Source organism: Geminocystis sp. NIES-3709 (assembly GCF_001548115.1).
In the GTDB taxonomy this organism is placed as follows: Bacteria; Cyanobacteriota; Cyanobacteriia; order Cyanobacteriales; family Cyanobacteriaceae; genus Geminocystis.
Map to the genome: position 1 here is coordinate 3,085,241 of NZ_AP014821.1, position 25,962 is coordinate 3,111,202.

General features: G+C 34.0%; 23 protein-coding genes and 3 pseudogenes. 11 read left to right on the forward strand and 15 right to left on the reverse strand.

Translation table 11 applies throughout. The annotated features are described in order from the left end of the window. The first annotated feature begins 2 nt into the window (after positions 1-2). Positions 3-422 (forward strand): YeeE/YedE family protein, encoded by a 420-nt coding sequence (locus GM3709_RS13145; protein WP_066120036.1) that lies wholly within the window; start codon positions 3-5, stop codon positions 420-422. A gap of 151 nt (positions 423-573) precedes the next feature. Beyond that, a complete protein-coding gene (locus GM3709_RS13150) occupies positions 574-1,047 on the forward strand; it encodes a GNAT family N-acetyltransferase (RefSeq protein WP_066120039.1) in 474 nt (157 codons plus the stop codon). Here GM3709_RS13150 and GM3709_RS13155 read toward each other — a convergent pair. Then, positions 1,007-1,777 (reverse strand): sensor histidine kinase KdpD, encoded by a 771-nt coding sequence (locus GM3709_RS13155; RefSeq protein ID WP_066120042.1) that lies wholly within the window; start codon positions 1,775-1,777, stop codon positions 1,007-1,009. The two genes, GM3709_RS13150 and GM3709_RS13155, sit on opposite strands and share 41 nt — an antisense overlap. Positions 1,778-1,840: 63 nt before the next feature. On the opposite strand from GM3709_RS13155, the gene GM3709_RS13160 reads away from it, so the two are divergent. After that, on the forward strand, positions 1,841-3,517 hold the full coding sequence (locus GM3709_RS13160; protein ID WP_066120045.1) for a hypothetical protein: 1,677 nt from the start codon (positions 1,841-1,843) through the stop codon (positions 3,515-3,517). Positions 3,518-3,586: 69 nt separating this feature from the next. After that, positions 3,587-4,579, forward strand: a complete 993-nt coding sequence (locus GM3709_RS13165) for a Gfo/Idh/MocA family protein (protein WP_066120048.1) — start codon at positions 3,587-3,589, stop codon at positions 4,577-4,579. A gap of 47 nt (positions 4,580-4,626) precedes the next feature. Here the strand turns inward: GM3709_RS13165 and GM3709_RS13170 are convergent, their stop codons facing one another. From GM3709_RS13170 to GM3709_RS13180, 3 genes are all read right to left on the reverse strand, one after another. Continuing rightward, positions 4,627-6,648, reverse strand: coding sequence for an elongation factor G (locus tag GM3709_RS13170; protein WP_066120051.1), 2,022 nt, complete (start codon positions 6,646-6,648; stop codon positions 4,627-4,629). Between the two features lie 259 nt (positions 6,649-6,907). Continuing rightward, positions 6,908-7,858, reverse strand: coding sequence for a glycosyltransferase family 2 protein (locus GM3709_RS13175; protein WP_066120053.1), 951 nt, complete (start codon positions 7,856-7,858; stop codon positions 6,908-6,910). 254 nt (positions 7,859-8,112) lie between these two features. Further along, positions 8,113-8,505, reverse strand: a complete 393-nt coding sequence (locus tag GM3709_RS13180; protein WP_066120055.1) for a hypothetical protein — start codon at positions 8,503-8,505, stop codon at positions 8,113-8,115. A 157-nt stretch (positions 8,506-8,662) separates the two neighbouring features. Here GM3709_RS13180 and GM3709_RS13185 point away from each other — a divergent pair, with 157 nt between their 5' ends. Beyond that, on the forward strand, positions 8,663-9,826 hold the full coding sequence (locus tag GM3709_RS13185) for a GuaB3 family IMP dehydrogenase-related protein (protein WP_066120058.1): 1,164 nt from the start codon (positions 8,663-8,665) through the stop codon (positions 9,824-9,826). 43 nt (positions 9,827-9,869) lie between these two features. On the opposite strand, the gene GM3709_RS13190 is transcribed toward GM3709_RS13185, so the two are convergent. From GM3709_RS13190 to GM3709_RS13215, 6 genes are all read right to left on the reverse strand, one after another. Further along, complete coding sequence (locus GM3709_RS13190; protein ID WP_066120060.1) at positions 9,870-10,847, reverse strand: calcium-binding protein; 978 nt, start codon at positions 10,845-10,847, stop codon at positions 9,870-9,872. 301 nt (positions 10,848-11,148) lie between these two features. Beyond that, positions 11,149-11,463 (reverse strand): anti-sigma factor antagonist, encoded by a 315-nt coding sequence (locus tag GM3709_RS13195; RefSeq protein WP_066120063.1) that lies wholly within the window; start codon positions 11,461-11,463, stop codon positions 11,149-11,151. A gap of 57 nt (positions 11,464-11,520) precedes the next feature. Beyond that, complete coding sequence (glgX, locus tag GM3709_RS13200) at positions 11,521-13,641, reverse strand: glycogen debranching protein GlgX (RefSeq protein ID WP_066120066.1); 2,121 nt, start codon at positions 13,639-13,641, stop codon at positions 11,521-11,523. A gap of 126 nt (positions 13,642-13,767) precedes the next feature. Next, the gene (locus GM3709_RS13205; RefSeq protein ID WP_066120069.1) at positions 13,768-14,097 is read right to left on the reverse strand and encodes an STAS domain-containing protein; all 330 of its coding nucleotides are present in this window, start codon (positions 14,095-14,097) and stop codon (positions 13,768-13,770) included. 52 nt (positions 14,098-14,149) lie between these two features. Next, on the reverse strand, positions 14,150-15,970 hold the full coding sequence (locus tag GM3709_RS13210; RefSeq protein ID WP_066120072.1) for an AGE family epimerase/isomerase: 1,821 nt from the start codon (positions 15,968-15,970) through the stop codon (positions 14,150-14,152). Positions 15,971-16,072: 102 nt separating this feature from the next. Further along, positions 16,073-16,663, reverse strand: a complete 591-nt coding sequence (locus GM3709_RS13215; protein WP_066120075.1) for a DJ-1/PfpI family protein — start codon at positions 16,661-16,663, stop codon at positions 16,073-16,075. A gap of 419 nt (positions 16,664-17,082) precedes the next feature. On the opposite strand from GM3709_RS13215, the gene GM3709_RS13220 reads away from it, so the two are divergent. Beyond that, positions 17,083-18,588, forward strand: a complete 1,506-nt coding sequence (locus GM3709_RS13220; protein ID WP_158506736.1) for a calcium-binding protein — start codon at positions 17,083-17,085, stop codon at positions 18,586-18,588. A gap of 147 nt (positions 18,589-18,735) precedes the next feature. Continuing rightward, positions 18,736-19,110, forward strand: a complete 375-nt coding sequence (locus GM3709_RS13225) for a hypothetical protein (RefSeq protein WP_231937565.1) — start codon at positions 18,736-18,738, stop codon at positions 19,108-19,110. Here GM3709_RS13225 and GM3709_RS13230 read toward each other — a convergent pair. The 3 genes and pseudogenes from GM3709_RS13230 to GM3709_RS13235 all read right to left on the reverse strand — a co-directional run bounded on the left by GM3709_RS13230 (position 19,084) and on the right by GM3709_RS13235 (position 21,469). Next, positions 19,084-19,743, reverse strand: coding sequence for an IS630 family transposase (locus GM3709_RS13230; protein ID WP_197671836.1), 660 nt, complete (start codon positions 19,741-19,743; stop codon positions 19,084-19,086). The genes GM3709_RS13225 and GM3709_RS13230 overlap by 27 nt on opposite strands. Continuing rightward, positions 19,659-20,081, reverse strand: coding sequence for a helix-turn-helix domain-containing protein (locus GM3709_RS21170; protein WP_197671837.1), 423 nt, complete (start codon positions 20,079-20,081; stop codon positions 19,659-19,661). Before GM3709_RS21170 ends, GM3709_RS13230 begins: the two co-directional genes overlap by 85 nt. A 275-nt stretch (positions 20,082-20,356) precedes the next feature. Beyond that, positions 20,357-21,469 (reverse strand): annotated as a pseudogene (locus tag GM3709_RS13235) (IS630 family transposase). Between the two features lie 109 nt (positions 21,470-21,578). Here GM3709_RS13235 and GM3709_RS13240 point away from each other — a divergent pair. From GM3709_RS13240 to GM3709_RS13250, 3 genes are all read left to right on the forward strand, one after another. Further along, positions 21,579-21,998, forward strand: coding sequence for a DUF4351 domain-containing protein (locus GM3709_RS13240; protein ID WP_066120078.1), 420 nt, complete (start codon positions 21,579-21,581; stop codon positions 21,996-21,998). A 315-nt stretch (positions 21,999-22,313) separates the two neighbouring features. Beyond that, entirely contained in the window at positions 22,314-22,919 is a 606-nt protein-coding gene (locus tag GM3709_RS13245) for a GNAT family N-acetyltransferase (protein WP_066120081.1), read from the forward strand. Then, on the forward strand, positions 22,916-23,365 hold the full coding sequence (locus tag GM3709_RS13250) for a hypothetical protein (RefSeq protein WP_066120084.1): 450 nt from the start codon (positions 22,916-22,918) through the stop codon (positions 23,363-23,365). The genes GM3709_RS13245 and GM3709_RS13250 overlap by 4 nt, the downstream gene beginning before the upstream one ends. Before the next feature lie 63 nt (positions 23,366-23,428). Here the strand turns inward: GM3709_RS13250 and GM3709_RS13255 are convergent. After that, positions 23,429-24,383 (reverse strand): annotated as a pseudogene (locus GM3709_RS13255) (pentapeptide repeat-containing protein); the annotation flags it as partial. 171 nt (positions 24,384-24,554) lie between these two features. Here GM3709_RS13255 and GM3709_RS13260 point away from each other — a divergent pair. Beyond that, positions 24,555-24,719 (forward strand): annotated as a pseudogene (locus GM3709_RS13260) (ISKra4 family transposase); the annotation flags it as partial. A 305-nt stretch (positions 24,720-25,024) separates the two neighbouring features. Here GM3709_RS13260 and GM3709_RS13265 read toward each other — a convergent pair. Beyond that, a complete protein-coding gene (locus GM3709_RS13265) occupies positions 25,025-25,924 on the reverse strand; it encodes an ROK family protein (protein WP_066120090.1) in 900 nt (299 codons plus the stop codon). Positions 25,925-25,962 lie beyond the last annotated feature (38 nt).

Here is a 25,962-nt window from a genome sequence, read left to right on the forward strand (position 1 = left end):
AAATGAATAATAAACAGAATATAGTTGCTTTAATAAGTGGTTTATTATTTGGTTTAGGCTTGGCAGTGTCTCAAATGATAGATAGAGAAAGAGTCATTGGATTTCTGGATGTTATGGGAAAGTGGGATGCAACCTTAATGTTTGTACTAGGTGGTGCAGTGGGAGTCACAATTATTAGTTTTAGATTTATTCTGCCTTTAAAACATCCTTTTTTTGATCAGAAATTTTATCTACCTACTTCCAAAGACATAGATCAAACATTAATAGTAGGATCTATCATTTTTGGTATTGGTTGGGGAATTTCAGGCTTTTGTCCGGGCCCTGGAGTTGTTTCCTTAGTACAACTAAACCTTAATCCTATTATCTTTATTTTAGCTTTTATTACTGGTTCTCTAGTTTATAAATCAATTAACAAACATTGAATTCTTTTGCTAAGATTGATACTGTTAAATTGCCCAGATATTCTTATTAATGAAGTTAACATGAGTTGATTAAAGAACAAAAGTTATTAATTAATTGTTCATTGTTAATGGTTCATTGTTAATTTTTCATTGTTAATATGGAGTGACATTAATGAATTTTAGCCATATCCAATTTTGTACGGATAAAACCACGATCGATTTATCACAACTACAAGAATTATATAGAGCTACAGCTTTTTGGGCGCAAAATCGGACTCTTGAAGATCTTGCGATCGCCATCGACAACAGTCATCCAGTGGTTTCAGTATGGGATAACAAAAAATTGATTGGTTGTGCTAGAGCAACATCTGATGGAATTTATCGTGCTACTATATGGGATGTCGTGATTCATCCTGACTATCAAGGATTTGGATTAGGGAGTAAATTAGTAGAAACTTTAATTAGTCATCCTCAATTAAATCGAGTGGAAAGAATTTATTTAACAACGACTCATCAACAAAAATTCTATCAAAAAATTGGTTTTCAGGAAAATACAACGACGACAATGGTGTTATATAATCGTTATCCCACCGCCAATGATGTTGTTAGAGAGTCTCAAGAGGAAGAAATAACTGCCATTGTGTAAGATTATCTTCTTCACTACCATTTAACATTAACTTGCCTCCTAGAATGTCTAACAAAGATTCTGCTAACATTATTTTCATGCCACTAGACAGTTGGGGAAGACTGTTTAGTTGTTTCAATTCTTCAATAGGAGATTCCACTAAATCTATATCTTCATTAATATTTAGATGTTGATAAGGAAAATCAATAGCAATTATTGCTGTTTTATTTTCTTCATTTTTACTACAGTGTAAAACTATTTCTCCCATTTGCCCGTAATCAATTACCACTTCTAATAAAGATAATAAGGCATCAGTTAATTTTGTTCTGTCAGACTGGGTTATGATATTTTCTTCTAACTTGCCCAATGTTAATTTCAGATTGCGGTTAGCCGCCTGTAATACCATTACTTCTTGTATATCTGTTAGTAACTCTGAGATATTTATTTTTTGAATTTCTAAAGTAACTTTTCCTACCTCTAATTTAGATACCATAATTAATCGATCGAGAATATCCATTAATTTTTTAGCATATTTATAACCTTCCTCAATAAACTCTCTTTCTTCTTCCCTACTTTCACATAAATCATTGATAATTAGCTGATGTAATCCCATTAAACTACCCAGTGGCGATCGAATTTCATGGGCAATCCTACCAAGAAAACCCCCCTTAAAACGACTATTTTGTAAGGATTGTTGATAAGCTATTTTTGTCTTTTTTAACTCAATTACAAGGTTATTTATATCTGTCATAACATATTAAATTTGATAACAATTGACAAGGAACAATGAATAGTTAATAGTTAATAGTTAATAATGAATCGTGAACGATCGATTATCCATTATCAATTATATTTTCCTATGTCTTTACCCCCATCATCAACAAAACCCTATAAAAGTAGATTATTTAATTTTGTTAACCGTCATTATATCAAGTTTAATAGTAAAGTTAATCTTAAGATCCGTGAATTAGGGTATGTGGTACAAGGAAGTTTACAGACTCTTATTTTACCGTTATTTTGGTTGTGGGAAACGACAAAAAAAATCACCAACAGTTTTACTTCTCCATCTCGCAATTCTGCTTCTTTACCTCCCACAGAAAACTCAAATAATTTAACAGATAATAGTGATTTAATTTTGATAGTAAATCAGGCTATCAATTCTCATGCTCAATTGCCTTCCTTGCCTCCTAAAAAATTTCAAGGTTTAGCTAGTAGATTAAAAGATAAAAAGATAATTTTTGTTTTAGAAAATAATAAATTTAAAGACATTATACCCATTAAGCAACAATCAGAGCTAAATTTACTCATTAATAATTTAACAGAGGAATTTATTGCTCAAAAAGTTTTAAATCTTTCTTCTCAATCTAATATTTTTACTAAAATTTTTTCTTGGTTTAATCTTTTAGGTAAATCAAAAGTTGAGACAAAAATTTCTCAAGATCTTAATAATCTTGAATCATCAGGTATAGCATTAAATAATAATGATTATGATACTAGTTTTTATTATAAAAATAACTCAATTATTCTTTTTCTAGACAATATTTTAGCTACTTTAGAAAGTTTAATTGTTAGACAAAAAGAAGCTATTATACAAAAAAAAGATGAACAACTTACAGAAGAAAATAAAGAAAAATTATCATTATTACTATTAATAAAAGCTGCGATCGAGTATTTCTTCAAATCAAAAAATAATCAGTTGAGTAACAATAACAATAGTATAGAAAATTTACCTTTAAATGAGAATACTTCATCTAATTTACCATTTTCAGAAAATTATATTAATACAATTATAGGCAAATCCCAAGCAAGAGCAGAGAATATTATTCCCCAAATTCAAGAAACAACTGAACAACTAATTAATCAAGGTTTAAATCAATTTAATATAGCAAAAAATAATCTTAATAATAAATTAAATAATCCAGAAGATCCATTTCAAATACAAATTTTAATTTGGGCGGCTATTAACTATTTCTTAAGTCAAAAAAACTCTTCAAAAAAAATATCTAATAATAATAAAAAAAGTTTTTTACCTAGTTTTTCCGAAACAGAGATTATCTTAATCAATGATGAAATAGTTGATCCTTGGTTATTATGGGAAGATTTATATATTAATCCTCCTATTGATGAAACCGAAACTCTTGATAATTTTTTATTACTTGATAGCGGTATTGACATTTCGATCGAATCCTCAGAAACTCTTATCAATAATGTAGAAATTACTACCTCTATTGAACCTCAAGAAAATTTGGTTTTAGATAAAAAAATAAGTAATAAAATAGACAAAAAAAAGGAAGAAAAAACAAATAATTTAGTCAATAAACAAGTTATTATTGAGGATGAAATTGAAGCAAAAGTTATTGAGATTAAATACGAAAAACACTTTTTAGAAATTATTTTAGAAAAGCTCGATCGAATTATTTTATGGTTGGAAGAAACTATTATTAAAATAGTAAATAAAATAAAATCCTTTACTGAAAAGTTTAATAAATAATCTATTGCATAAATGTACCATTAACAGTATGTTATGATTTGGTGCAAATTTTCAGAATATTTTAAGTAAATGGTTGACTACGGTTTAGAAGGAAAAATTATCAAAGTTGGATTAGTCGGTACAGGATACGCCGCCAAAAGGAGGGCTGAGGCTTTTCAAGATTCGCCTTTTTCCGAATTAGTAGCGGTAGTAGGTAATAGTTTAGAAAATACTGAAGATTTTTGTCAAACCTATCATATTACAGCCGTGACAAATTGGGAAGATTTAGTTAATGATCCCTCTTTAGATTTGATTTGTATTTGTAATGTAAATCGTGATCATGGCTCGATCGTGCGGGGGGCATTATTAAGCAATAAACACGTTATAGTAGAGTATCCTTTAACTCTCAACCCCTTAGAAAGTGAAGATTTAATTAATTTAGCACGACAAAAACAAAAATTACTCCACATCGAACACATTGAGATTTTAGGCGGAGTACATCAAGCCATCAAAAAATATTTACCCGAAATAGGAACTCCTTTTTTAGCTCGATATAGTACTATATTGGCAAAAGCAAAAGTTACACCTCATTGGACTTATAACTATGATTTATACGGTTTTCCCTTTATAGCCGCAGTATCTCGCATCAATCGCTTTACAGATTTATTCGGAGAGGTGGATTCTGTTAGTTGTTTTGCTCGTTTTTGGGATGCAATGGAAAGTGGTTATTTTTCCGCCTGTTGGTGTCAAGCCCAATTACAATTTAAAAATAACATGATGGTTTGTCTCAATTATGGCAAGGGTAATCAATTTCAAAGCAACGATCGAACTTTAGAAATTTACGGCGATCGAGGTACACTAATATTTGATGGAGAAAAAGGTAAGATAAAAAGAGGAGACGAAGAAATCGCCATAGAAGTCGCCAGTCGTCGAGGATTATTTACTCAAGATACCACATTAGTATTAGAACATTTACTAACGGGAAAACCCCTTTATATAAATAATACAGATAGTGCTTATAGTCTGAAAGTAGCTCAAGCCTCCCTTAAATCTTTTCAAAATAAGGAAATTGTGAGGGTTTAAACACAAAATCACCCTATCACCCCATTCCCTCATCACCAATTAATTACTTATGCTGTAGCTAAAACTTTTAAAGTCACTTTATCAGGTACTTGATCTAAATGGTCATATTTCCAATTAAAAAAGCCTACTCCTAAACTAAGCGATCGTAATTCTATAATAAAATCTTGCATTTCGGCTTGGGGTAAATAACCATTAACTTGATCCCAGTTTTTCCAATCTGCGATCGCATTATAACCTAAAATTTGTCCTCGATGGGTAGTAATCAACTGTAGTACTTTAGATGTAAATTCAGAAGGTACGGAAATATCAACTTGTAAGATGGGTTCAAGTAAAATGGGATCACATTCCACCATTCCATCTGTCATAGCAATTCGTGCCGCTTGTTTAAAGGCTTGTTCTGAACTGTCCACCGAGTGATAAGATCCATCAATAAGGGTAACATCAATATCAACTACAGGATAACCTAAAGGACCTGTCTGTAAATATTCTCTAACTCCTGTTTCCACTCCCGGAATATATTGCTTTGGCACAACACCACCAACAATAGTTTGATGAAATTGGAAACCTTCTCCCCGAGATAAAGGTTTAATATCTAAATATACATCCCCAAATGCTCCATGACCACCGCTTTGATGCTTATAACGTCCATGAATTTTTGTTCCCTTACGAATCGTCTCTTTATAGGGAATTTTCGGATTTTGAGTAACCAGAGATAAGTTATATTTATTTTTCAGTCTTTCTAAAGTCACTTGTAAATGAATTTCTCCTTGTCCCCACAATACAACTTCATGAGTACTTTCATCTTGTTCCCATTTTAACGAAGGATCTTCTTCTAGGATTTTGGCGATCGCACCTGAGATTTTAACTTCATCTCGGCGGTTTTCAGCGACGACAGCTTTCCCATAAACAGGTTCAAAAATTTGAGCTTGAGGAAGAGATTTAATAGTTTTATTAGAATCCGTCAGAGTTTCTCCAGTTTTAATACCTTCTAGTCGTCCTAATGCCACAATTTCACCGACTTGCGCATAATTTAAGGATTTTTGTTGACTACCCATTAAACGATACATTCCCCCCACTCTCACACCATTAAGAGTCATACCATCGGTTAATTTACCTTGCCAAACTCTGACTAAAGACAACCTTCCACCTTGGGCATTATAGTAGGTTTTTAAAACCTGAGCGATCGCCGGTTCTTGATTTGGGGTATTGAGTCCTCGTCTTTGAGCCGTAATACTAGGTTCGGGAGCTTCTTTCATGAGACAATCGAGTAAAGGGCGTACTCCATAATCTTCTTGAGCAATACCAAAAAATACAGGTACAATTAAATCTGCACCCAATTCCATTTTTAAATCCTTAAGAATTTCTTCCTGAGAAGGCTCAATTTCCTCGATTAATTCTTCCAATAAATGATCATCAAAATCCGCTAAAGTCTCTAGCATCTCTTGTCTTGCTTCGGTTTCCACTTCTTTGAGATGTTCAGGAAATGACACTAAATCTGCCTCGCTACCTTGATGATAGTGGTAGGCTTGTTCTGTGATTAAATCAATGTAACCGATAATGTCTTGATCTTGTTTAATTGGGTATTGTTGGGGTACAAGAGGACGACTGGAAACATCTTTGATTGCTTTTAAAACATCCATAAAAGAATCTTGCGATCGATCCATTTTATTGATATAAACTAAATGCGGTATCTGCCAATCATCGAGGAATTTGAACAAAGGTGCAAGGGTTAAAACTTTACTGACAGAAGGTTCACAAACGATAATAGCGGCTCCTGCACCCACTAAAACATTATAGGTTTCTTGCATAAATTCCACCGATCCCGGACAATCAAGAAAAGTAAAATTAATCCCTTCATATTCAGTATAAGCAGAAGCTATCTCGATCGTCATTTTATGATTTTTTGATTCTGTAGAAAAATCCCCTACACTATTTCCATCATTAACATTTCCCTTGCGATTAATAGCCCCTGAAACGAATAATAAACTTTCTAATAAGGTAGTTTTTCCACTAGAATAAGGCCCTACGATCGCTATATTTCTAATCGATTCACCGCTATTTTGAGTCATAATTGCTACTCCTAATCTAAGTTTAATTCTCTAATTAATTAGTTTTTTTACATCACAAAATATCAATTAATCAAAGTTTTAATGAAATTATCTTTATTGTTAGAGTAACTTATTTTGAGCTTTACTAGGTAGATTATATTTATATATCTTAAATATTAACTTTAGTGTAAAGTTTTGTTTTTGAAATGTTAATAAACTTTATTTTTTTTATTAATTTTTTACATTTGATTCAAGGATTTTTTATTAATCCAACAGACAATTATCGATCGTCAAAACCATAAGTTTCTCGGATAAGATATAATGGTCTGCCTTTTACTTCCTCATAAATTCGAGCAATATATTCACCAATAACTCCTAAAGTAATTAATTGAATTCCACCTAAAAATAAAATAGCCACAATAGTAGAAGCATAACCCGGTAAATCAATACCAAAAATCAAAGTTTTAAGCATGAGAAATAAACCATAAAAGAGGGAAATTACAGAAATAAATAAACCAAAATAACTCCATACTTTGAGAGGAATCGAACTAAAAGAAGTGATACCATCTAAAGCAAAATTCCACAATTTCCAGTAATTAAAACTGCTTTTTCCTCCGTATCGTGGCAGTCTTTCAAAATATATCGCAGTTTGCCGATAACCTACCCACGAGAATAAACCTTTCATAAAGCGATTTTTTTCAGGTAATTGTCTTAAAGCCTTCACAACTTTTTCATCTAATAAACGATAATCTCCCGTATTAGCAGGTATAGGAATAGTACTAATTTTTCCGATAAAACTATAAAAATAATCCGCCGTTTTTTTCTTTAACCATGACTCTCCCTGACGAGATTTTCTCACAGCATAAACCATATCATAACCTTCTCTCCATTTTGTTATTAAATCAATAATTAATTCTGGTGGATCTTGTAAATCTGCATCGATCGGAATAACCGCTTTTCCTGTGGTATAATCCAACCCAGCACTCATAGCGATTTCTTTGCCAAAATTACGAGATAAATTAATAACCTTAATCCGGTTATCTAGGTAATGATAATCAATTAAAAATTTAAGGGTGTTGTCTTTACTTCCATCATTAATACAAACTATTTCATAATCTAACTCAAGAGATTTTAATACTAATTGTAAACTAGAAAAAAGTCGCTCTAAATTTTCCGCTTCATTATAACAAGGTATTAATAGAGATAATTCTGGTTGATTTTGTTTCACCATTAAAGGAGTAGGTATTAGATGTTAGATATTAGGTTAAATTAAAACTGTTAATTTATAACACTTAAATTTTAGCTGTTAGTTTTTAGCTGTTAGCTTTTAGCTTTTTTCCATTAAAGAATAAGTAATCAATTACTAAGTAATGTTGGCTAGAAATTTAACTTCAAAATAGCTGATAGATAACTAATTTCTGATAGCTAATTAAACATAATTATTTGTCACGACTCATATAGGATTACTATAGATTTATTATTAAGTTAATTTTTAACTTTTAAGTTACTAGCAAAAGATTTTAAACGCAATAAGTTAACCGTTTGTCCCAAATTAAGAGGAAGCAGTGAAATTCCTTCTAAACGAGATTGAATCCAACCATCTCCCCAACACCATTCTTGATAGCCATCAATACCACCACTTAAAATTAATCTTATACAATTATTATCAATAAAATCTACTTTATTTTTAATTTCTATTAATCCTAAATAAAAACTAAAAGTATCCCCCTCAGATAATTTATTAATAGAATTTTTCTTAAATTTAAGAGGAAAAAACCATTGTTTTAACTTACTAATATCCAATAAACAATCTCGAAAAACTGTTTCTTCGACTTTTACTTCAATTCTTAATTCACTTTTTTGAAATTTACCTAACATAAACTATTCTTGCCTACTTCAAAGTAACTGAGCTTCGATTATATCTTAACCAAATCTCTAAATCTTTAAAAAAATTCCCTCTAAAATATTGCTCAAATTGCCACGATCGATGAAAATTTGATAATCTAAGCAAATAACTTATAGTAGAAAGAATAAAGTGAGTATTGTAATCGGTCGTGGAAAACAAGCCCGTAGAGCCTACGGTATAGATGAAATAGCCTTAGCCCCGGGAAATTGTACACTAGATCCTATTTTAGCGGATACCCGTGTCAATCTTGGCGGTATTGAAAGAGAAATCCCTATTATTGCCAGTGCCATGGATGGAGTAGTTGATGTCAAAATGGCTGTACTGCTGTCAGAATTAGGATCATTGGGAGTACTAAACTTAGAAGGCATCCAAACCCGTTACGAAGATCCCAATCCCATTTTAGATCGCATTGCCTCCGTTGGAAAATCAGAATTTGTCGGGTTAATGCAAGAATTATACAGCGAACCCATTAAACCTGAGCTAATTAAACAAAGAATTATCCAAATCAAACAACTAGGAGGAATTGCGGCGGTAAGTTTAACTCCGGCTGGTGCCAGTCAATTTGGTGCAGTGGTAGCGGAAGCGGGAGCGGATTTAGTATTTATTCAAGCCACTGTTGTTTCTACTGCTCATTTATCTCCTGAGTCAGTTACGCCTCTTGATTTAGCTCGTTTTTGTGCCGAAATGCCTATGCCAGTAATTCTTGGCAATTGTGTAACCTATGATGTAACTTTAAATTTACTCAAAGCAGGTGCAGCCGGTATTTTAGTTGGGATTGGACCCGGTGCAGCCTGTACTTCTAGAGGTGTTTTAGGAGTGGGTGTACCTCAAGCCACTGCAGTAGCTGATTGCTCCGCTGCTAGGGATGATTTCCACAAAGAAACCGGTAAATATATTCCCATCATTGCTGATGGTGGTATTATTACGGGGGGTGATATTTGTAAATGTATCGCTTGTGGTGCTGATGCCGTTATGATTGGTTCACCTATCGCTCGTAGTGCAGAAGCTCCCGGTAGAGGTTTTCATTGGGGTATGGCAACTCCTAGCCCTGTTCTGCCTCGTGGTACTAGGATTAATGTTGGCACTACAGGTACGATCTCCGAAATTTTAAGAGGGCCAGCAAAACTTGATGATGGTACTCATAACCTATTAGGAGCATTAAAAACAAGTATGGGTACTCTTGGAGCTAAAAATATTAAAGAAATGCAGGAAGTAGAAGTCGTCATTGCACCTTCTTTATTAACTGAAGGGAAAGTCTATCAAAAAGCCCAACAATTAGGAATGGGTAAATAGTTCAACAATGGACAATTAACAATTAACAATTGGAAATCTAAATTTAATACACTAAAATATCAAATAAGGTAGTACTGGTTTGAGTGGGAGTTACTCCATTAGTAAAAGTAGCAATTAATTCATAGTTTCCGCCGTTATTATAGTAAAGGGAAGCAGGTTGAACATCACTGGTAATGCCGTTAGGAATAATACCAACGATGTCGTCAGTGGCACTAGCTAAAGCTGAAGATAAATCGGGAAAACCACCACTTCCAACAATTATTTTTTCATACTCAGAACTATCTAATCTGTGAAATGGAGTTGTATTTGCAAATAGTCCTGATTGGGTTGCCAAAGAATAAGAAAGAGGTTTTGATGTAATAGCTGTTCCTGTTATATTTAAACCAAAAGTACTAGCGTTTAGAACAACTTTATCTAAACCTTTAGTAAAATCTTGAACTCGATCGCCGATTTCATTAGGATTCGTCCAAACAAACCAATCAAGACTACTATCTCCTGCAACTCCTCCAACACCTCCGGCAAGAAGATCATCTCCTTCTCCACCAACTAAAATATCTGAACCATGATCTCCAACTACTGTATCATCTCCTGTACCGCCATCTAAGTAATCGTTACCCGAAGAAATACCTTTTCCTCCATTAAGATAATCATGACCTGCACGACCAAAAATTTTGTCATTTCCAATACCACCGTCTAAAGAATCTCCTCCGAAATTGGGATTTAAAATACCTGTATTCGTAGTGGTAGGATCTCCATTCAAATCCAAATAGGGATTAATTTCGTCTTCATTCCCACCATCAACATAATCGTTTCCAGCACCACCAACAATAGTATCACGACCATCAAGATAACTTGAATTAAGTTGACCACCATAGAGGGAGTCATCACCGTTTCCCCCATCCATGAGATCATCACCTCTTAAACCAGAAAGAATATCATTACTTGTTGTTCCGATTAATCTTTCGGTGTAATATAAGTTCGGAAGCAATATGATTCTGTTTGTACCAGTAATAGTTGCCATAATAATTATATTTTTTATAATGAACTTTATATAACTATTATGACACGACAACAAGAGACATTAATTATTTGTCTAACTATCTTCTTGATCTTTCTATCGTATTCCTAAATCATTTGTGAGAATTTTAGATATTTTTAATTAAAGGGATTAGCTTTTAGCTGTTAGGTGTTAGTTTTTAGCTGTTAGCTTTTAGCCTTTTTTCCATTAAAGAATAAGTAATCAATTACTAATGTTAGCCAGCAATTTAACTTCACAATACCTGATAACTAATTGCTAATTACTAATCTCTAATAGCTTAATCTTAATATTTGTCTTGAATAATTAAAGTGTGATTAAGCCCTGTTTTTTCGATCGTATCTAAAATCATTTCCTGAGCGCCAATAACGTAAACATCAACATTTGCCCCCATTTTCTGTTTAGAAAACACTAAAACTCTCAAACCAGCACTAGCCATAAACTCTAAGTCTGCCATAAACAAAACTACTTTAGTTACACTAGCGGCGGCGGCTTCTTCAATTTTTGCCTTAAAATCGGCGGCATTACTACCGTCTAGTTCTCCTGCTAAAGTAATTTTTGCAACATCATCTTCTATTACTAAATTAATATCTAAAGCCATTTTTTCACTCCTTTTTATGGTGTAAAGTTAATTGTTTATTTTGTTTATTGTTAATTGTTATTTTCCTACTAGGATAACCATAGATCGATCGCCTAATAATAACCCAGATTGATTATCTAGTAATGGTTCATTTCCCACTGTATGACTATCTTCAGGAGATGGTACTCCCGTATTAGCAAAAATATGCCATTTTAAGGAAGGTGGAAGATTTGGCAACTCAAACCAAGTGGCTTCCCAATAGACATTCATGGCGACATAAATATAATTATCTTCTACTGTACCGCCTTTAGCGTGTTTGCCACAAAGCATAAATGCGATCGTCTTACTAAGAGGCGACCAATCTGCACTCCAAGCCTTTGTGCCGTGCCAAGTGATGTCAGCATAACCACTACCAACATAATCTCGGTTTTGGAAGTGCTGAGTATTTCTTAGTACAGGATGAGCTTTACGAAAGGCGATACAATTTTTGGTAAATTGGAACAAATCATTATTTTTCTTCAATAAATTCCAATTTAACCAGTTGAGATCGTTATCGTGGCAATAGGTGTTATTGTTACCATATTTTGTGCGTCCCATTTCATCACCCATGAGCATCATTGGTACTCCTTGAGATACCATAAGAATAGCGATCGCATTCTTTATTTGACGGTGACGTAAAGCATTTATACCCGGATCATCGGTTTCTCCTTCCCAACCGCAGTTCCAACTATCATTATCATTGCTACCATCGTTATTATTTTCCCCATTGGCTTCGTTATGTTTCTCATTATAAGAAACCATATCCATTAGGGTAAAACCATCATGGGCAGTGATAAAGTTGATAGAAGTAGCCGGAACTCTACCAGCAGGGGCATATAAATCAGGAGATCCTTGTAATCTTTGGGCTATATCCCCCACAGTGCTATCTCCTTTGATAAATTTACGAACCCCATCCCGATATTTTCCGTTCCATTCACCCCAACGCCCATAGGCTGGAAATGATCCAACTTGATAGAGTCCACCAGCGTCCCATGCTTCTGCAATGAGCTTACATTTTGCCAAAATAGGGTCAAAAGCAAGGGTTTCGAGTAAAGGAGGATTTGCTAGGGGGGCTCCCCAAGGATCTCGTCCTAAAATAGAGGCTAAGTCAAATCTAAAGCCGTCAATATGATATTCTGAAGCCCAATAACGAAGACAATCAAGGACGATTCCTCGCACGATCGGATTATTGCAATTAAGGGTATTACCGCAACCACTGAAGTTATAGTAATAGCCTTCTGGAGTCAGCATATAATAGGTTTTATTATCAATACCCCGAAAAGAAATGATGGGGCCTTTTTCGTTACCTTCGGCGGTATGATTAAAAACTACATCCAGAATGATCTCTATCTCGTTTTTATGTAATTCTTTGACAAGAGCTTTTAATTCATCGACTTGCATTCCAAATTTACCCGTTGCGGCATAACCTGCTTTCGGGGCAAAAAAGCCCACCGTACTATAACCCCAATAGTTATATAAGGTTTCTCCCGTTTGAGGATTCGGGCGACTGTTTTCAAATTCATCAAATTCAAAAATGGGCATGAGTTCGATCGCATTTACCCCTAACTCTTTCAAGTAGGGAATTTTATCTCGAATCCCCGCAAATGTTCCCCTATGGGTTTGTTTAATGCCTGACGACTCATGATTGGTAAAACTGCGCACGTGCATTTCATAGATAATTTGATCCTCTGGAGGAATTTCTAAAGGTCGATCGTCTTCCCAATCGAAATCGTCAAAAGCCAGTCTAGCACGATGGTGATAAATATCATCCCAGTCAGGAGTAACACCCCATACATCTCTACCGCCAATAATTTTGGCATAGGGGTCTAGTAAAATTTTACTTCGATCGAACCAATGACCTTCTTGAAAATTATTAGGGCCATCCATACGATAGCCATATTCAAGATTTTCATAGTCTAAACCGAAGACAACCATTGAATAAACGTTACCAATACGAAATTCATCAGGAAAAGGAATTTCCCCAAAAGGTTCGGGGTCGTGTTTATGAAACAATACTAAAATACAAGATGTGGCATAACTAGAAAAAATAGAAAAATTAACCCCTCCCGGAACAAAAGTTGTTCCAAAAGGATAAGGATTTCCTCGTCTTAATTTGAAATTACCGTAAGTGTGAGTTGGAAGAATATCAATTCTTTGCATTTTTTGCTACCGATCTTTTTATCGTAACTAAGAACTAAGGTGAAACAACAGTCAACCCAATATCATTAATGTAATTTGAACAGGAGATCAACGTTAGGTTTTGTAACTCAACCCAACTTACCATCGCTATAACTGTTTTTTTGCTTCTTCAACAGAGGTACAGACTGTGAAAAAGTTTAAAAATCCTGTTACTGACATAGTATCTTTTATCTCTTCTGACAATCCCACTAAAATTAGATGTGCTTCTTTTGCTGTTGCTTGACGGTGCATTGATAACAAAGTCCTTAATCCGGCACTGGACATATAGGCAACTTGCGTCATATCAATGATAATTTTTGCTTCTTCTGTCACTAACGGAATAATAGTTTCTGTCACTTGGGAGGCAACAGAAGAATCTATTTCTCCATCAATAGTAACAATTTGCACATTGTCGATGGCACTTATATTGATTTCCATGTTTCTTTGTAATTTTTTAATTGTCAATTGTCAATTGTCAATTGTCCATTTTTTATGCAGGAACGATCGTAACTTTTACTTTAACTCTGGTGTCAGTTTTTGGTAATTGCACCGTTAAAGCGTCTGCATCAAAACTATGATAAGGTTCGCCATCGATTTCTACTTTGCTAATTTTGATACTACCCGGAGGTAAAATATCAGGAGAAACCCGTAAAATATCGTCGGCAAAACCCCCTGGAATAGGTTTAAAGTAAAAATCCATCGGTTGTTTAGTGACGAGCAAATTGGTGTAAACTGCCGCTAAATAACACAATTCAAAGGAATGATAACCACTCATGGAGTGACTACCTTTACCCCGTTCGTTACCCCCTGCTAAGAAGGGAATACCATTGGCTAAAACGTTAAAATAAATGCCTCCGTCTTCTAAATCTAAGAACCATGCGTTGTAGAATGCCGCCGATTCTCTGGCTAAACGGTGATATTCTTGATCATTTAATACCCCAGATAAAATGAAGTAAGCAAGAATCATTTGTTCTTGTTGCCACCAAGGTTTGCGATCGTGCCATACATAACGATGATATTTTTCCCCTTCTGGGACAATACGTTCCACTACATCATAACAGCCACCTCTTTGACGATCGCTTCCGTGTTCATTCATCAAGTTAGCGATTTTTTTCGCCAATTCTTCATATTCTGTTTTAGGTTTGAGACTGTGCATCCGCATCAAATTCCAAGCAATTTTGTAGTTATGACCAACTACGCCTCGATTTTGTTGCCATCCCCAAGTTCGATCGGGAGTCCAATCTTGATAGAATTTTTCTTGGACAAAGGGACTATTGTCAAAATCAGGAAAATGCTTGGCGATCGTATCAAAAGTATCCTCCAACATATCGGCATATTCCTGTTTGCCCGTAGCTAACCACAGATTAATCAGATAAGCAGGAGCGTGATCCCCTACGGAATTCCAGTTTTTACGACCTTTATTGCGTCCTAAAGTGTCACTGAGAGGATCTAACATGATGGGGTCAAGGTGAGAGAAATAACTACCATGTTCTCCTTTATCTAAGAAAAACTCATTAAATAGTTTGATAGTTTTTTCCGTGTCCGCCATAATGCGAGGATCACCAGTACAACGGTAGGTTTGAATAGGACCTGCTAAGGCGTAAATTTGTTCATAGGCTGGAATTGCGTCGTAATCATCACCAAATTCTGAGGCAAATATTTTTTCTTCTCGATCGCCATTTACATCAATTCCATGATACCAGTAAACGATCCCCTCATCGAGATCCTCAAATCTCATGTGTTCGCGCAAATATTCTGTCCCATTTTCGGCCGCTTTCAGAAAACTGTCATTTCCTGTCATTAAAAAAGCAGTAGCGAAACCATAAACTAAACGAGAAATAGTATCGGTTTCCTGACGAAAACTTGTCTCAGATTGAATACCACTGATAGAAAGATTAGTACGATACTTGCGGTAGTCAAATTCTCCATCACCGAATTGTGCTTTAATATAAAACTTGCCTAAAGCGTTAATCTGATTAATCCACCAGTTTTGTTTCTCAAAAACGAAATCGTGTTTTTTCGCTCCAGCAAAGATAATTTGTTTGGCATCAAAGTATTCACTATCAGGATAGAAAACTCCGTAAACAAACAAAAAGCGTCCGACTTCTAACATCGATCGCATATTACCTGTCGCATCGGGATAACCTTCATCAAAATTTTGAATAATTTTGGCGTAAGCCATCGCACTTATTTTGATCTTAAATTCTCTTCCATCAGAAGTTTTAATACTGAAAATATCTTGAGACTGATCATAACTGGTGACATAACCAGCGATAAGATCAGAAAAGGGAAAATCAATTGAAATAGTCATTTTTTGTGTTTAATATGTTGTGGTGATAAACTTTTTTTTGTTTTGACAATAATTATTCAGCAAACCATGCAAAGCCACTAATTAAGTCTAAAGTTCAACTAATTACTTTTCTATTTCTGCCAAAAAAGCATCGAGGAATAAATCAACAACTCCTGGATGTTTTCCTGTAATCAAGTTTCCATCGATAACTAAATCTGCGGTCACATCATTGTCATAAACTACATCAGCTCCAGCGTTTTCTACATCACAGATAATGTTATGAGCACAAGTAACTTTTTTGTTTTTGAGTAAATCTGGATCTGCACAAAATAGCCAAAGACTATGACAAATAGTACCTAACTTTACATTATCTTCTGCTACTGCTTTACGCAAAAATTCAACAGCAGGGGCTTTATTTTTTTCACCTTTTTTTACTGTTACCTGATAGCGTAACCTATCCATTGCATAAGCTCCAATGGCAATTATTCCTTTATAATCGGAAGGTTTAACATCATTTACTTCAGTCGTCACGGTAGCATGAAATTCGATAATATCATTCTCAGGATTAGAACCAAATTTAAGTTCTTTATTACCCCATAAATGTGAGATATATTCTACTTCGTAACCATTTTCAGGGAAAAACTCATTAAAACGCTTAAATTCTGTTGCGTCAAAATGTTCCTCTATAAGTACACCTATTTTTCCTTTAGACATTTTTTGTTAATTGATTGAGTTAATTCGTATTAAAAAAAACACACAGATTTTTTTCAGCTAGATAACTTTGATAATAACTCCATTACTTTATTTTTTCATTAACTTTTATTAATTTGAACTTTACAGATGCCTACTAAATAGAATTGTGCAATTATAAAATTACGATCGTTTATAGTGCCACTTCGTGATTGTTAAACTTTAATTCATCCCAAGATGGTTCTCCCAATTCTGCACTGCTAAGTAAATAATAAAGATTGTGTTGTTTTTGAAGTTTTGTAAGTTTTAATACATTTTCATAACAAACTCCGTAGAGCCAAAATGATTACAATTTCGTGATCTGAACTGCAAAGGTTATCAAATTTCTAAAAAAAGTGTTAGGGTTGTAACAATAAATTTTGATGTACTCTAATCAATCACTCATGACTCAATTAAGTCAATCTTTACCTACCCTAGTGATAAATGATCTCACTATCACCGAAGGCAATAGCGGTACGAAAAATGAAGTCTTTACCCTTACTTGCATCAGTAAGGCACTGCAACCTATTACGGTTAATTATGCCATCGTTAACGGCATAGCTAGATCAGGAAGTTATTATGTAGCCAAAACAGGTAGTTTAAGTTTTGCCACGAATGAAACTACTAAAACAATTTCGATCGTCATTAATGGGGATACAACAGTAGAACCGAATGAGACTTTCTTTGTCAATCTAGGTAATACCACGATCGCAGATAGTCAAGGTTTAGATACAATCATTAATAATAATATAAGTACTAATTTATTAGTGGTAGGAGATGCGAACAATAACAATCTTGTGGGGGGTAATGGTAACGATACCTTACAAGGGTTAGGAGGAAATGACACTGTGCGAGGTGGTGCAGGTAACGATCGTATTGAAGGAGGCACGGGTGCTGATAGTATGGTAGGGGGTAATGGTAATGATACCTACTTTGTGGACAATACGGGGGACCGAGTTATCGAAAGTTTCAACCAAGGTATCGATCGAGTTATCTCTAGTATTACTTATACTTTAACAGGTAATGTAGAAAATCTCATCCTCAGTGGTACAAGTAACCTTACAGGTATCGGAAGTGTTCTCGGTAATCGTATTACTGGTAACAGTGGTGGAAATATCCTCAATGGTAATGACGGTAATGATACTCTTTTCGGTGATGACGGTAATGATAACCTTAATGGTGGTGCAGGAGACGATTCTATCTTAGGTGGAGATGATAATGACACCATACGAAGTGGTATTAATAACGATCGACTTTTTGGCGGCTTAGGAAATGATCGGCTCGAAGGAAATGAAGATAATGACTACATCCTTGGAGATGATGGAGATGACACTCTCTTAGGTGGCACAGGTAATGATGAAATGTACGGTATTACTGGAGATGATTCTATTTTAGGTGGTGAAGATGATGATTATATTCAAGGAGATGACGGTAATGACACTATTTTAGCAGGTAGTGAAAATGATTTTATCTTAGGTAGCACGGGAAATGACATTCTTGATGGTGATGTAGGTAAAGATATACTACTTGGCGGCTATGGTAACGATACCTTAATTGGTGATAAAGGTGCAGATACTTTAACCGGCGGTGCAGGAGTCGATCGATTTGTGTTTAAATATGCGGATGAGGGTATTGACAGAATCACTGATTTTAACGTAGCCAAAAGGGATAAAATAGTGGTTTCCGCCTCTGGATTTGGTGGTGGTTTAAGGGCAAATGCCAACCTTACTACGGCTCAATTCCGTCTCGGTAGCAGTGGCACCAATGCCAATCAAAGATTTATGTATAACAGTTCCACGGGGGCTTTATTATTTGATCAAGATGGTACAGGTATAACTCCGTCGGTACAAATCGCTACCTTGAATACAGGTTTAGCCTTAACCAATACCAGTATTTTTGTGGAAAGCTAAACTTCGATCGACTTGTAGTAAGGACTTAAGCTCTTATTCTGACAGTGAATTAATGAATTAAAGATGTCTATTTCTGCTTATTACAGTAGGAAATGGGGAGATATTTTCTGATAAAATCGGGGGTTAAAAAAAGATCGTGAGTTCATTATGTCTCAATTCCCCCACGATGAATTTGTCAAAGAATATTTACCTGAATTGTACCAGAATTATGGGGAAGTAATTTCTTCTGCGGATGTCACCAGCGAAAGAAGACAAATAGACGTGTTATTTATTCCCACAAAACCCGTACCCACCACCCCTGAAACATTAGGACTATTAGGCAAATTAGCTCAAACCACCTGTTTACTTGAGGTCTATCGTAATCCTGTTACTTCCGAGCAAATTCGAGATTGCATTGGTAAATTAATTAGCGTACAACAAAATCAAATTAAAGAGGCAAAACGAGAAAGAAGACTTATTCCAGAGTCACAATTACCTAAATTGTGGATTAAGTACCTAGGCAAAATTAATTGTATATTTTGAACCAAAGTTTATAAGAATATTTTCTACTCCTTTTACTAAATCTAAATAACTTTTATAACAGGAGTTCTCTAACCATTTATATTTCATAAATCTCCACAGTATTTCTATTTTGTTTAATTGTGGTGAATAGGGTGGTAGAAAGAATATTTTTAATCCTTTTTTTTCCCATTCTTCTTCTTTATTCCAGAATTTTTTATTTTGATGAATCGAGGCATTATCCATTACTAATACTGTTTCCTTCTTTATTTTTTTACTCAAGTTATCTATACAAGCTATCACGACATCACTATTGATTGATGACTCAAATACATAGCTTTCTAACTCATTATTTTTTTTCATAAATCCTAACACATTTAATCTTTTACTTAGGCTACTTTCTCTTTCTATTTTTCTCCCTTTTTCTTGCCATCCATAAGGTAAACAAGGTACTAAACTAAATCCACTTTCATCACCATAATATATATCTATTTTTCCTTCATTTTCTGCTCTTTTTAGTTGCTCTAATTGTCTCTTTTTTTGTTGGTATAATTCAGGGCATACTTCCCCTTTTACCTTTTCTTGAAACGATACCACCCCATGCCCTTTTTTTTTGCCAATCTTTTTATCGTATCTTTGCTTATTTTTATCTCCCACTCATTTTCTATTTTTTCTTGAACTATCTTTAAGGTTTTTGGATGAGATTTTATCCATTCTTTTACTTTTAATTCTTGTTGCTCATTTAAAGTTGATTTTCTTCCTCTTCCCTTCAAGCTATATAATCCATTTAAACCATTTTTTTCCCAACTATTAAGCCAATTATAAATTGTATTTCTACTAATATTTAATATTAACATTATTTGAGTAATTTTATAACCTTGATAACTTAACAAAATCGATTTTGCTCGATGTCTAATTTGATAGTATTTACTTTTTTGTTCAATAGTCTTTAATAACTGTTGTGTTTCTGGAGCTAATCTGGTAACAAATCGCATTTTTTATCCTTGATTTACTTATTTTTCATATTTTTAGCAGATTTTAAGCTACATTAATTATTTTTAAATATAAATAAAACTTTTGTATATTACTTTTTGATTTTATTAAATTTATTTTAATGTTATAATTATACAATTAATTCTGCCCACTTACTTATTACTCCGACAATTTCTCAAGGAATCTTAAAAGAATTTGGGGCAGTGGTGAAAGAAAATTGGGAGGAGGGAGTTTATTTTCTATCTTCGGGTTTATATACAGGTAAGCTAAGACGCATTTAACTTACATTGATTAATTCATCCTTATTCTTAAATTTTTTACTCCAATTAATTACTAAACCTCCTTCATTTAATAAGTAATTTACTGTTTTTTCTAGCTGTTCTTTATTTTCAAAGTTTCTATAAGCTATATATTCCTTTGCCGAATGCCACACTAATTCTATTAAGTTATAATCTGGACTATATACCGGTAAATATTCTAGTCTTATATTCGGTAGATTTTTTTCTATTTTTTCTACTATTTCCTTTTTTTTATGGAAACTTGCGTTGTCTAATATTATGATTATTTTCGGACCACATTCTTTAAAATCTTTTTCATCATTTCCCTTACTTACCCATTCATTTTTTATTTCTTCCCATAACTTTTTTAATTGTTCACAAAACGTTTCTGAATCACCTTTTTTTATTACAAAACATCTTCTTTTTTTATCCGAATATCTTATTCCTCCCATGATATTTACTCTTCCTCTTCTTCTTTCTCCCTTCACCTTTTTTCTTTTTCCTTTTTTCGTCCATGTTTTTCTTCTTATCACCCTTAAACTAAAACCACACTCATCCCAAAACCATACTTAAACTAACTCAGGATTCTCTTTACCTATTTCTATGTAATGTTCTAATTTTTCTTTAAATGCTTTTCTTTGTTCTTGATTTTGTTTGTCTTCTAAACTATATTTTCCCCAAATATAACTATACTTTTTTCTTTTTAATATCCTCACTACTTGTGATTTGCTTAATTTAATTCCTGTTTCTTTTTCCAAATGTTCTGATAATCTTTGCCCCGTCCATCGACCAAAATCATATCCAAAATCTTCAGGATTTTTATCAACTACTTCTAATAATCTTTCAATATATTTATCCGTTGCTTTTGTTTGGTTTCCTTTTCTTCTTTTATCTTGCAATGAATCTACATTATTAGGATTACCATGAACTGCCCAGTAAGCCACCGTTTTGGGGGAACAACCCAAAAAAACTGCTATTTCTTGATAATTTTTACCATCATTCTCTAATAAAAATATTAAAATTCTTTCCCTGACTTCCGATCTCTTTTCTATTTTTAAAGCATCTTGTAGATACTTTCTTTCTTCCTCTGACAAAAAATTTTTAGAAGGCATAAATCACACCTAAGTTTTATCTTTTCTGACTTAAATTATATACCAAATCAATGCGTCTTAGCTTATTGTTGCTATACATCAGTTACCGATCGCAAGGAATACACTATGGTTGAGAATATTAGGTAGAGGAAATAAACAAGTAAGAGCCATAGAAGAATTAAAAGCGCTACCATCAGATTATCCCAATCGAGAGATCGTATTAGAATTAGTATATGGTTTGCTAGGAAAATTAACAGCAAATAAACAAGAAACTATCAAGGAGGATAAAACATTAATTATGAGTTTAAGACAATTATATCGAGACAAAATAGCAGAAGTAGAAAGACAAGGTATTCAACAAGGTATTCAACAAGAGCGATTACAGTTAATTATTCATCAGTTGAAACGAAAATTAGGGCAACTTTCCCCAGAATTAGAAACTAAAGTTAAATCTTTGTCATTTTCCACTTTGGAATCTCTGGCGGAAGCTTTATTAGACTTTAACTCTACCAATGATTTAATTGATTGGTTAGATAGTTATTCCCATTAATTAAAGTTTTGCCACAGAGGAAACGATCGAGCTCTCCTTTTTTGACACATCAGCATTGATATAAATAATACAAAAAAAATAATACATTACAATGAGGTGATAGTAACTATATTTTCGGTGTTGTGGTTGCAGATAGTTTAATGGTGAGTGTAAGAGTATATAGTAAATAGATCGTATTTTGGCTCGAAGTTAGCTTTACTCGATCGTGATATCAAAAATAGTAGATAATAAATAGTTAGTACATAAAAAATAAAATAGTCCAAGCAAAATTATTCGTATCTTTTAATTTTCTATTTACTGAAATTATTATCACTCGTGCAATCATTTTTATTTAATTCTCACCATTTTTCACCCTCTCCATCTCCCATAACAGAATCAGTCACTACATCTGTGCGTTTGGCTAAGATAGATGATGTTAATCAAATAGGAGATGTTTTAACCCTTAGTTTTAATCATTTTAGTGATTTTACTTTATGGATTTATCCCTTTCTCAAATTAGGGGTTTGTGAAGATTTGCGAAGTCGTTTAAAAAACGATCGAGATTATTTTTGTGTTTTAGCTGAAAAAAAACCCATCAACTCAAAAAACCAAGAAAGTCAAATTATTGGTACTGTAGAACTATCTTTACGAACAATTTATGGTTGGCATGGTAGGACAAAATATCCCTATATTTCCAATTTAGCGGTTAGTCAAAATCACCGTCGTCAGGGTGTTGGTTCTCAATTATTGTCGAAATGTGAGCAGATAGCTAAACAATTGGGATTTAATGAGCTTTATCTTCATGTTTTAGCAAATAATAAAATTGGACAACAGTTATATTTGCACAATGGTTATACTATTCGTCAAGTGGAAACAGATTTATATAGTTTATTCGTACCCAGTAAACGCCGTTTACTCTTAGCTAAATCGATCGAATCATGACTTTTGCCACTAATTTTATGGAAGATGACATCAACGATTTTTTACAACGCAAAAACTTAAGATTAATCAATCCTAAAAGAAAAAATGGCTTAATTTTAATTAAAACCTATTATGCTGAATTTGCAGGTCCGGGGGCAATCATTGGGGGATGTTTTGATCAAGATTTAGAAACAGTAATTCCAGTGGGTAAATTATCTTTAATTGAACCATCAAATCCTCAAGAAAGACAACGAGCTTATTTAATTAGAAGACAGTGGGTTAGGTTAATTAAACAAATTACGGATAATCCTGTACCCCATGAAAGAGCTCAAGTAATTCTTAATCAGTTTGAACATTGGTTTGATGCAGAAACCGCAAGGAAAGTACCCGATGAAATTTTTGCTTTAATTGTCGGAGTTTTACCTTGTACGATTACAAAAGCGAGAGATTTAGTTAATCGACTATAGCAAAACTTCACAAAGATCAATTAATTCTCTCGTAATCTTCCTACTTTCCAAGTGAGTCATCAACTATTGTTTCTCTTCAATTTTAAGACGATCGGGGATACCTTGACAGCCACCCGGAATAGTCGATCGAGTATATTCTCCCCCCAACACAACAGTAATAACGATTTTCTTCACTAAGATTTTTTATCCCTGTTAAATTAGCTTTTTCTATTACCACTCCTGTATATTCTCCTGTAATATAGTTAGGAGCTTCTGTACGACTCCGAGGACTAGCAGTTTTATAGTTTCCATAAAATAATTTTACGGCTTTCAACTCTGCTCCAGTCAAGTCTGCTTCATAAAGTATAGTACGAGATAAATTTGTTTTTACTAGATCACATTGGGATAAATCCGATCGAACCATATTAGCTTCACTTAAATCTATCCATCGCAAATCTTGTCCTCGAAAATTACAGCCTGCTAATACTACCCCTAAATTAATTACTCTCGCACCACTTTGTCGATCTTCTTCATAGCCTCCCGAACCATCTAAAATAGCTCTTCCTAAATGACTATCTCTCCTTAAAGGAGTAATTAAGCGAGAACGGGATAAAAATCGTAATATTTTTGCTTTTCCAGAAGAATCAACACTACCTAAAATAGCCGCAGTTCTTCCCTCAGCGATCGCCCGTTCTTGAGGCCAATCTTCTAACAATCCATCAGGACCTAAAACTAGATCAGAAATACCCTGAAAATAAGCATCAATAGTTTGTTGTTGAGTAATCCGATTTTGTTGAATGGTAAGATCTTTAGAAATAACATACTGTTGCCAAGCCACATAAACGGCTAAAACGGCGATTAAAATTTGTCCTAACGCCCCTACCCATTCCGCCCAAGATCCAAATTCATCATATTTAAATTGATTTAACCATCCTCCAATGCTGTTATATACCCCTAAATAATAAAATAAAATAGCTGTACTTAAAATTAAACCGATAACACCGACTAAACTCCGTTTTTCTTGAGGGGTTAGAAAAAAACGCATCCACTCAAGAGCTAATGGTATCACTTGAATTAAAGCAAAACAAAAAGTTAAAAGAGATCCTGTGGGAGCAGGTCAAATTTGCCGAACAAAAAAACTACTTGACAAAAGAACTAAAATGGTTTTTGGTTAACTAAATTAATCTTAATTCTCTTATTTTCTTTAAAAATGATCCCTGAACAACAAGCACAATTGAATCTACATATTCGAGCTATTGCCAATATTCTTTATCAACAATCTGATGTTAATCAACTTCATAATTTGGCTACTATAGAAGAAACTATTCGAGAACAAACCCTTAAATATATTACTCCACAAATAGGATTTTTTTTCCCGTTTAACATAAGTAAGTTGTTTTGGCGGAATTCCTTCTAACGTTGAATTATTGGCATCTGGAATAGAAGAATTAGAGTTAGTTAATGAAGTTTGATTATTGAGATCATTAGATGACATGAGAATAATGGAGAGGATGGGGTGAACGATCAAAATTTTAGACAAGAAACAATAAGTGTTTTTTAACCACTAACTTTAAGTCTCTAATTATGACTTTTAGTATTACTTTTGAAATGTATTTCAAGATTTATTAATGAAATCAAACTTTAGGCATATATAAACCATTTATGAAACTATTGTATTCTCTAACTTCTACATTTTAAATTATCTAAAGCTAGTTTCGCTGCCCCCACAACTCCTGCTTGATTACCTAATTCTGCCACCATTAATTTCAGTCCTACTCTTGAACTTTGTAATACTCTTTTTTCTATTTCTGCTTCCACTGTAGGTAGAAAAAATTTACTACTAGCACTTACTCCCCCACCAATAATAATAGCTTCAGGAGTCAATATATATATTAAACTAGCTAATCCTGCTCCCAATTTAATACCGTAATTTTGCCAAAATGTCAAGGCCGAAAGGTCATTATTTTCAGCTAATTGTCCTAATTCAGCCGGAGTTTTCTGGGTGTCTCGATAAATAGCGGTAGCAGATACATATTGTTCTAAAGAGCCTTGATTTCCGCTATTACAGGGAGGGCCATCAGGATTAAGAGTAATTAAGCCAAGTTCGGCGGCCGAGCCTAAACGTCCTGTAAACATTTTACCATTGAGAATAATTGCCCCACCAACTCCTGTACCTAATGTTAACAAGATTAGGTCTTGATAGTTTTTTCCTGCGCCTAACCATGCTTCTCCTAATCCTGCACAGTTAGCATCATTGGCGATCGTAGTTTTTAAACCTGTTTTTTTTTCCAATGCTTCCGCTAAAGGCACATTATCCCAACCACTAAGATTGATAGCCACAAGAGCGATTCTGCCTTGGGCATCTGTAGGCCCGGGAGTGCCAATTCCTAATGCTATGGCCTTTTTTTGATCGTTTAATTGTTCTACAGCAGAAGCGATCGAATTTATTACAGCGTCAGGAGTAGCTGGTTGAGGAGTAGGAATAGTAAGAGATTCTAAACAAGTACCGTTTTCTAAAAACCTACCCAATTTAATAGCTGTACCGCCCAAATCAACACCAATTACTTCTTTTTCTGTCATTTTCTTTAATTTTCTTTATTTTTATTGATGATAATATA

Coding starts and splice junctions, on each gene's coding strand:
- GM3709_RS13195 (WP_066120063.1), bottom strand. CDS start 11,463: ATGGCTTTAGATATTAATTTAGTAATAGAAGATGATGTTGCAAAAATT.
- GM3709_RS13180 (WP_066120055.1), bottom strand. CDS start 8,505: ATGTTAGGTAAATTTCAAAAAAGTGAATTAAGAATTGAAGTAAAAGTC.
- GM3709_RS13170 (WP_066120051.1), bottom strand. CDS start 6,648: ATGACTCAAAATAGCGGTGAATCGATTAGAAATATAGCGATCGTAGGG.
- GM3709_RS13250 (WP_066120084.1), top strand. CDS start 22,916: ATGACTTTTGCCACTAATTTTATGGAAGATGACATCAACGATTTTTTA.
- GM3709_RS13265 (WP_066120090.1), bottom strand. CDS start 25,924: ATGACAGAAAAAGAAGTAATTGGTGTTGATTTGGGCGGTACAGCTATT.
- GM3709_RS13205 (WP_066120069.1), bottom strand. CDS start 14,097: ATGGAAATCAATATAAGTGCCATCGACAATGTGCAAATTGTTACTATT.
- GM3709_RS13210 (WP_066120072.1), bottom strand. CDS start 15,970: ATGACTATTTCAATTGATTTTCCCTTTTCTGATCTTATCGCTGGTTAT.
- GM3709_RS13145 (WP_066120036.1), top strand. CDS start 3: ATGAATAATAAACAGAATATAGTTGCTTTAATAAGTGGTTTATTATTT.
- GM3709_RS13165 (WP_066120048.1), top strand. CDS start 3,587: ATGGTTGACTACGGTTTAGAAGGAAAAATTATCAAAGTTGGATTAGTC.
- GM3709_RS13160 (WP_066120045.1), top strand. CDS start 1,841: ATGAATCGTGAACGATCGATTATCCATTATCAATTATATTTTCCTATG.
- GM3709_RS13225 (WP_231937565.1), top strand. CDS start 18,736: ATGTCTCAATTCCCCCACGATGAATTTGTCAAAGAATATTTACCTGAA.
- glgX (WP_066120066.1), bottom strand. CDS start 13,641: ATGCAAAGAATTGATATTCTTCCAACTCACACTTACGGTAATTTCAAA.
- GM3709_RS13175 (WP_066120053.1), bottom strand. CDS start 7,858: ATGGTGAAACAAAATCAACCAGAATTATCTCTATTAATACCTTGTTAT.
- GM3709_RS21170 (WP_197671837.1), bottom strand. CDS start 20,081: ATGCGATTTGTTACCAGATTAGCTCCAGAAACACAACAGTTATTAAAG.
- GM3709_RS13220 (WP_158506736.1), top strand. CDS start 17,083: ATGACTCAATTAAGTCAATCTTTACCTACCCTAGTGATAAATGATCTC.
- GM3709_RS13215 (WP_066120075.1), bottom strand. CDS start 16,663: ATGTCTAAAGGAAAAATAGGTGTACTTATAGAGGAACATTTTGACGCA.
- GM3709_RS13155 (WP_066120042.1), bottom strand. CDS start 1,777: ATGACAGATATAAATAACCTTGTAATTGAGTTAAAAAAGACAAAAATA.
- GM3709_RS13190 (WP_066120060.1), bottom strand. CDS start 10,847: ATGGCAACTATTACTGGTACAAACAGAATCATATTGCTTCCGAACTTA.
- GM3709_RS13150 (WP_066120039.1), top strand. CDS start 574: ATGAATTTTAGCCATATCCAATTTTGTACGGATAAAACCACGATCGAT.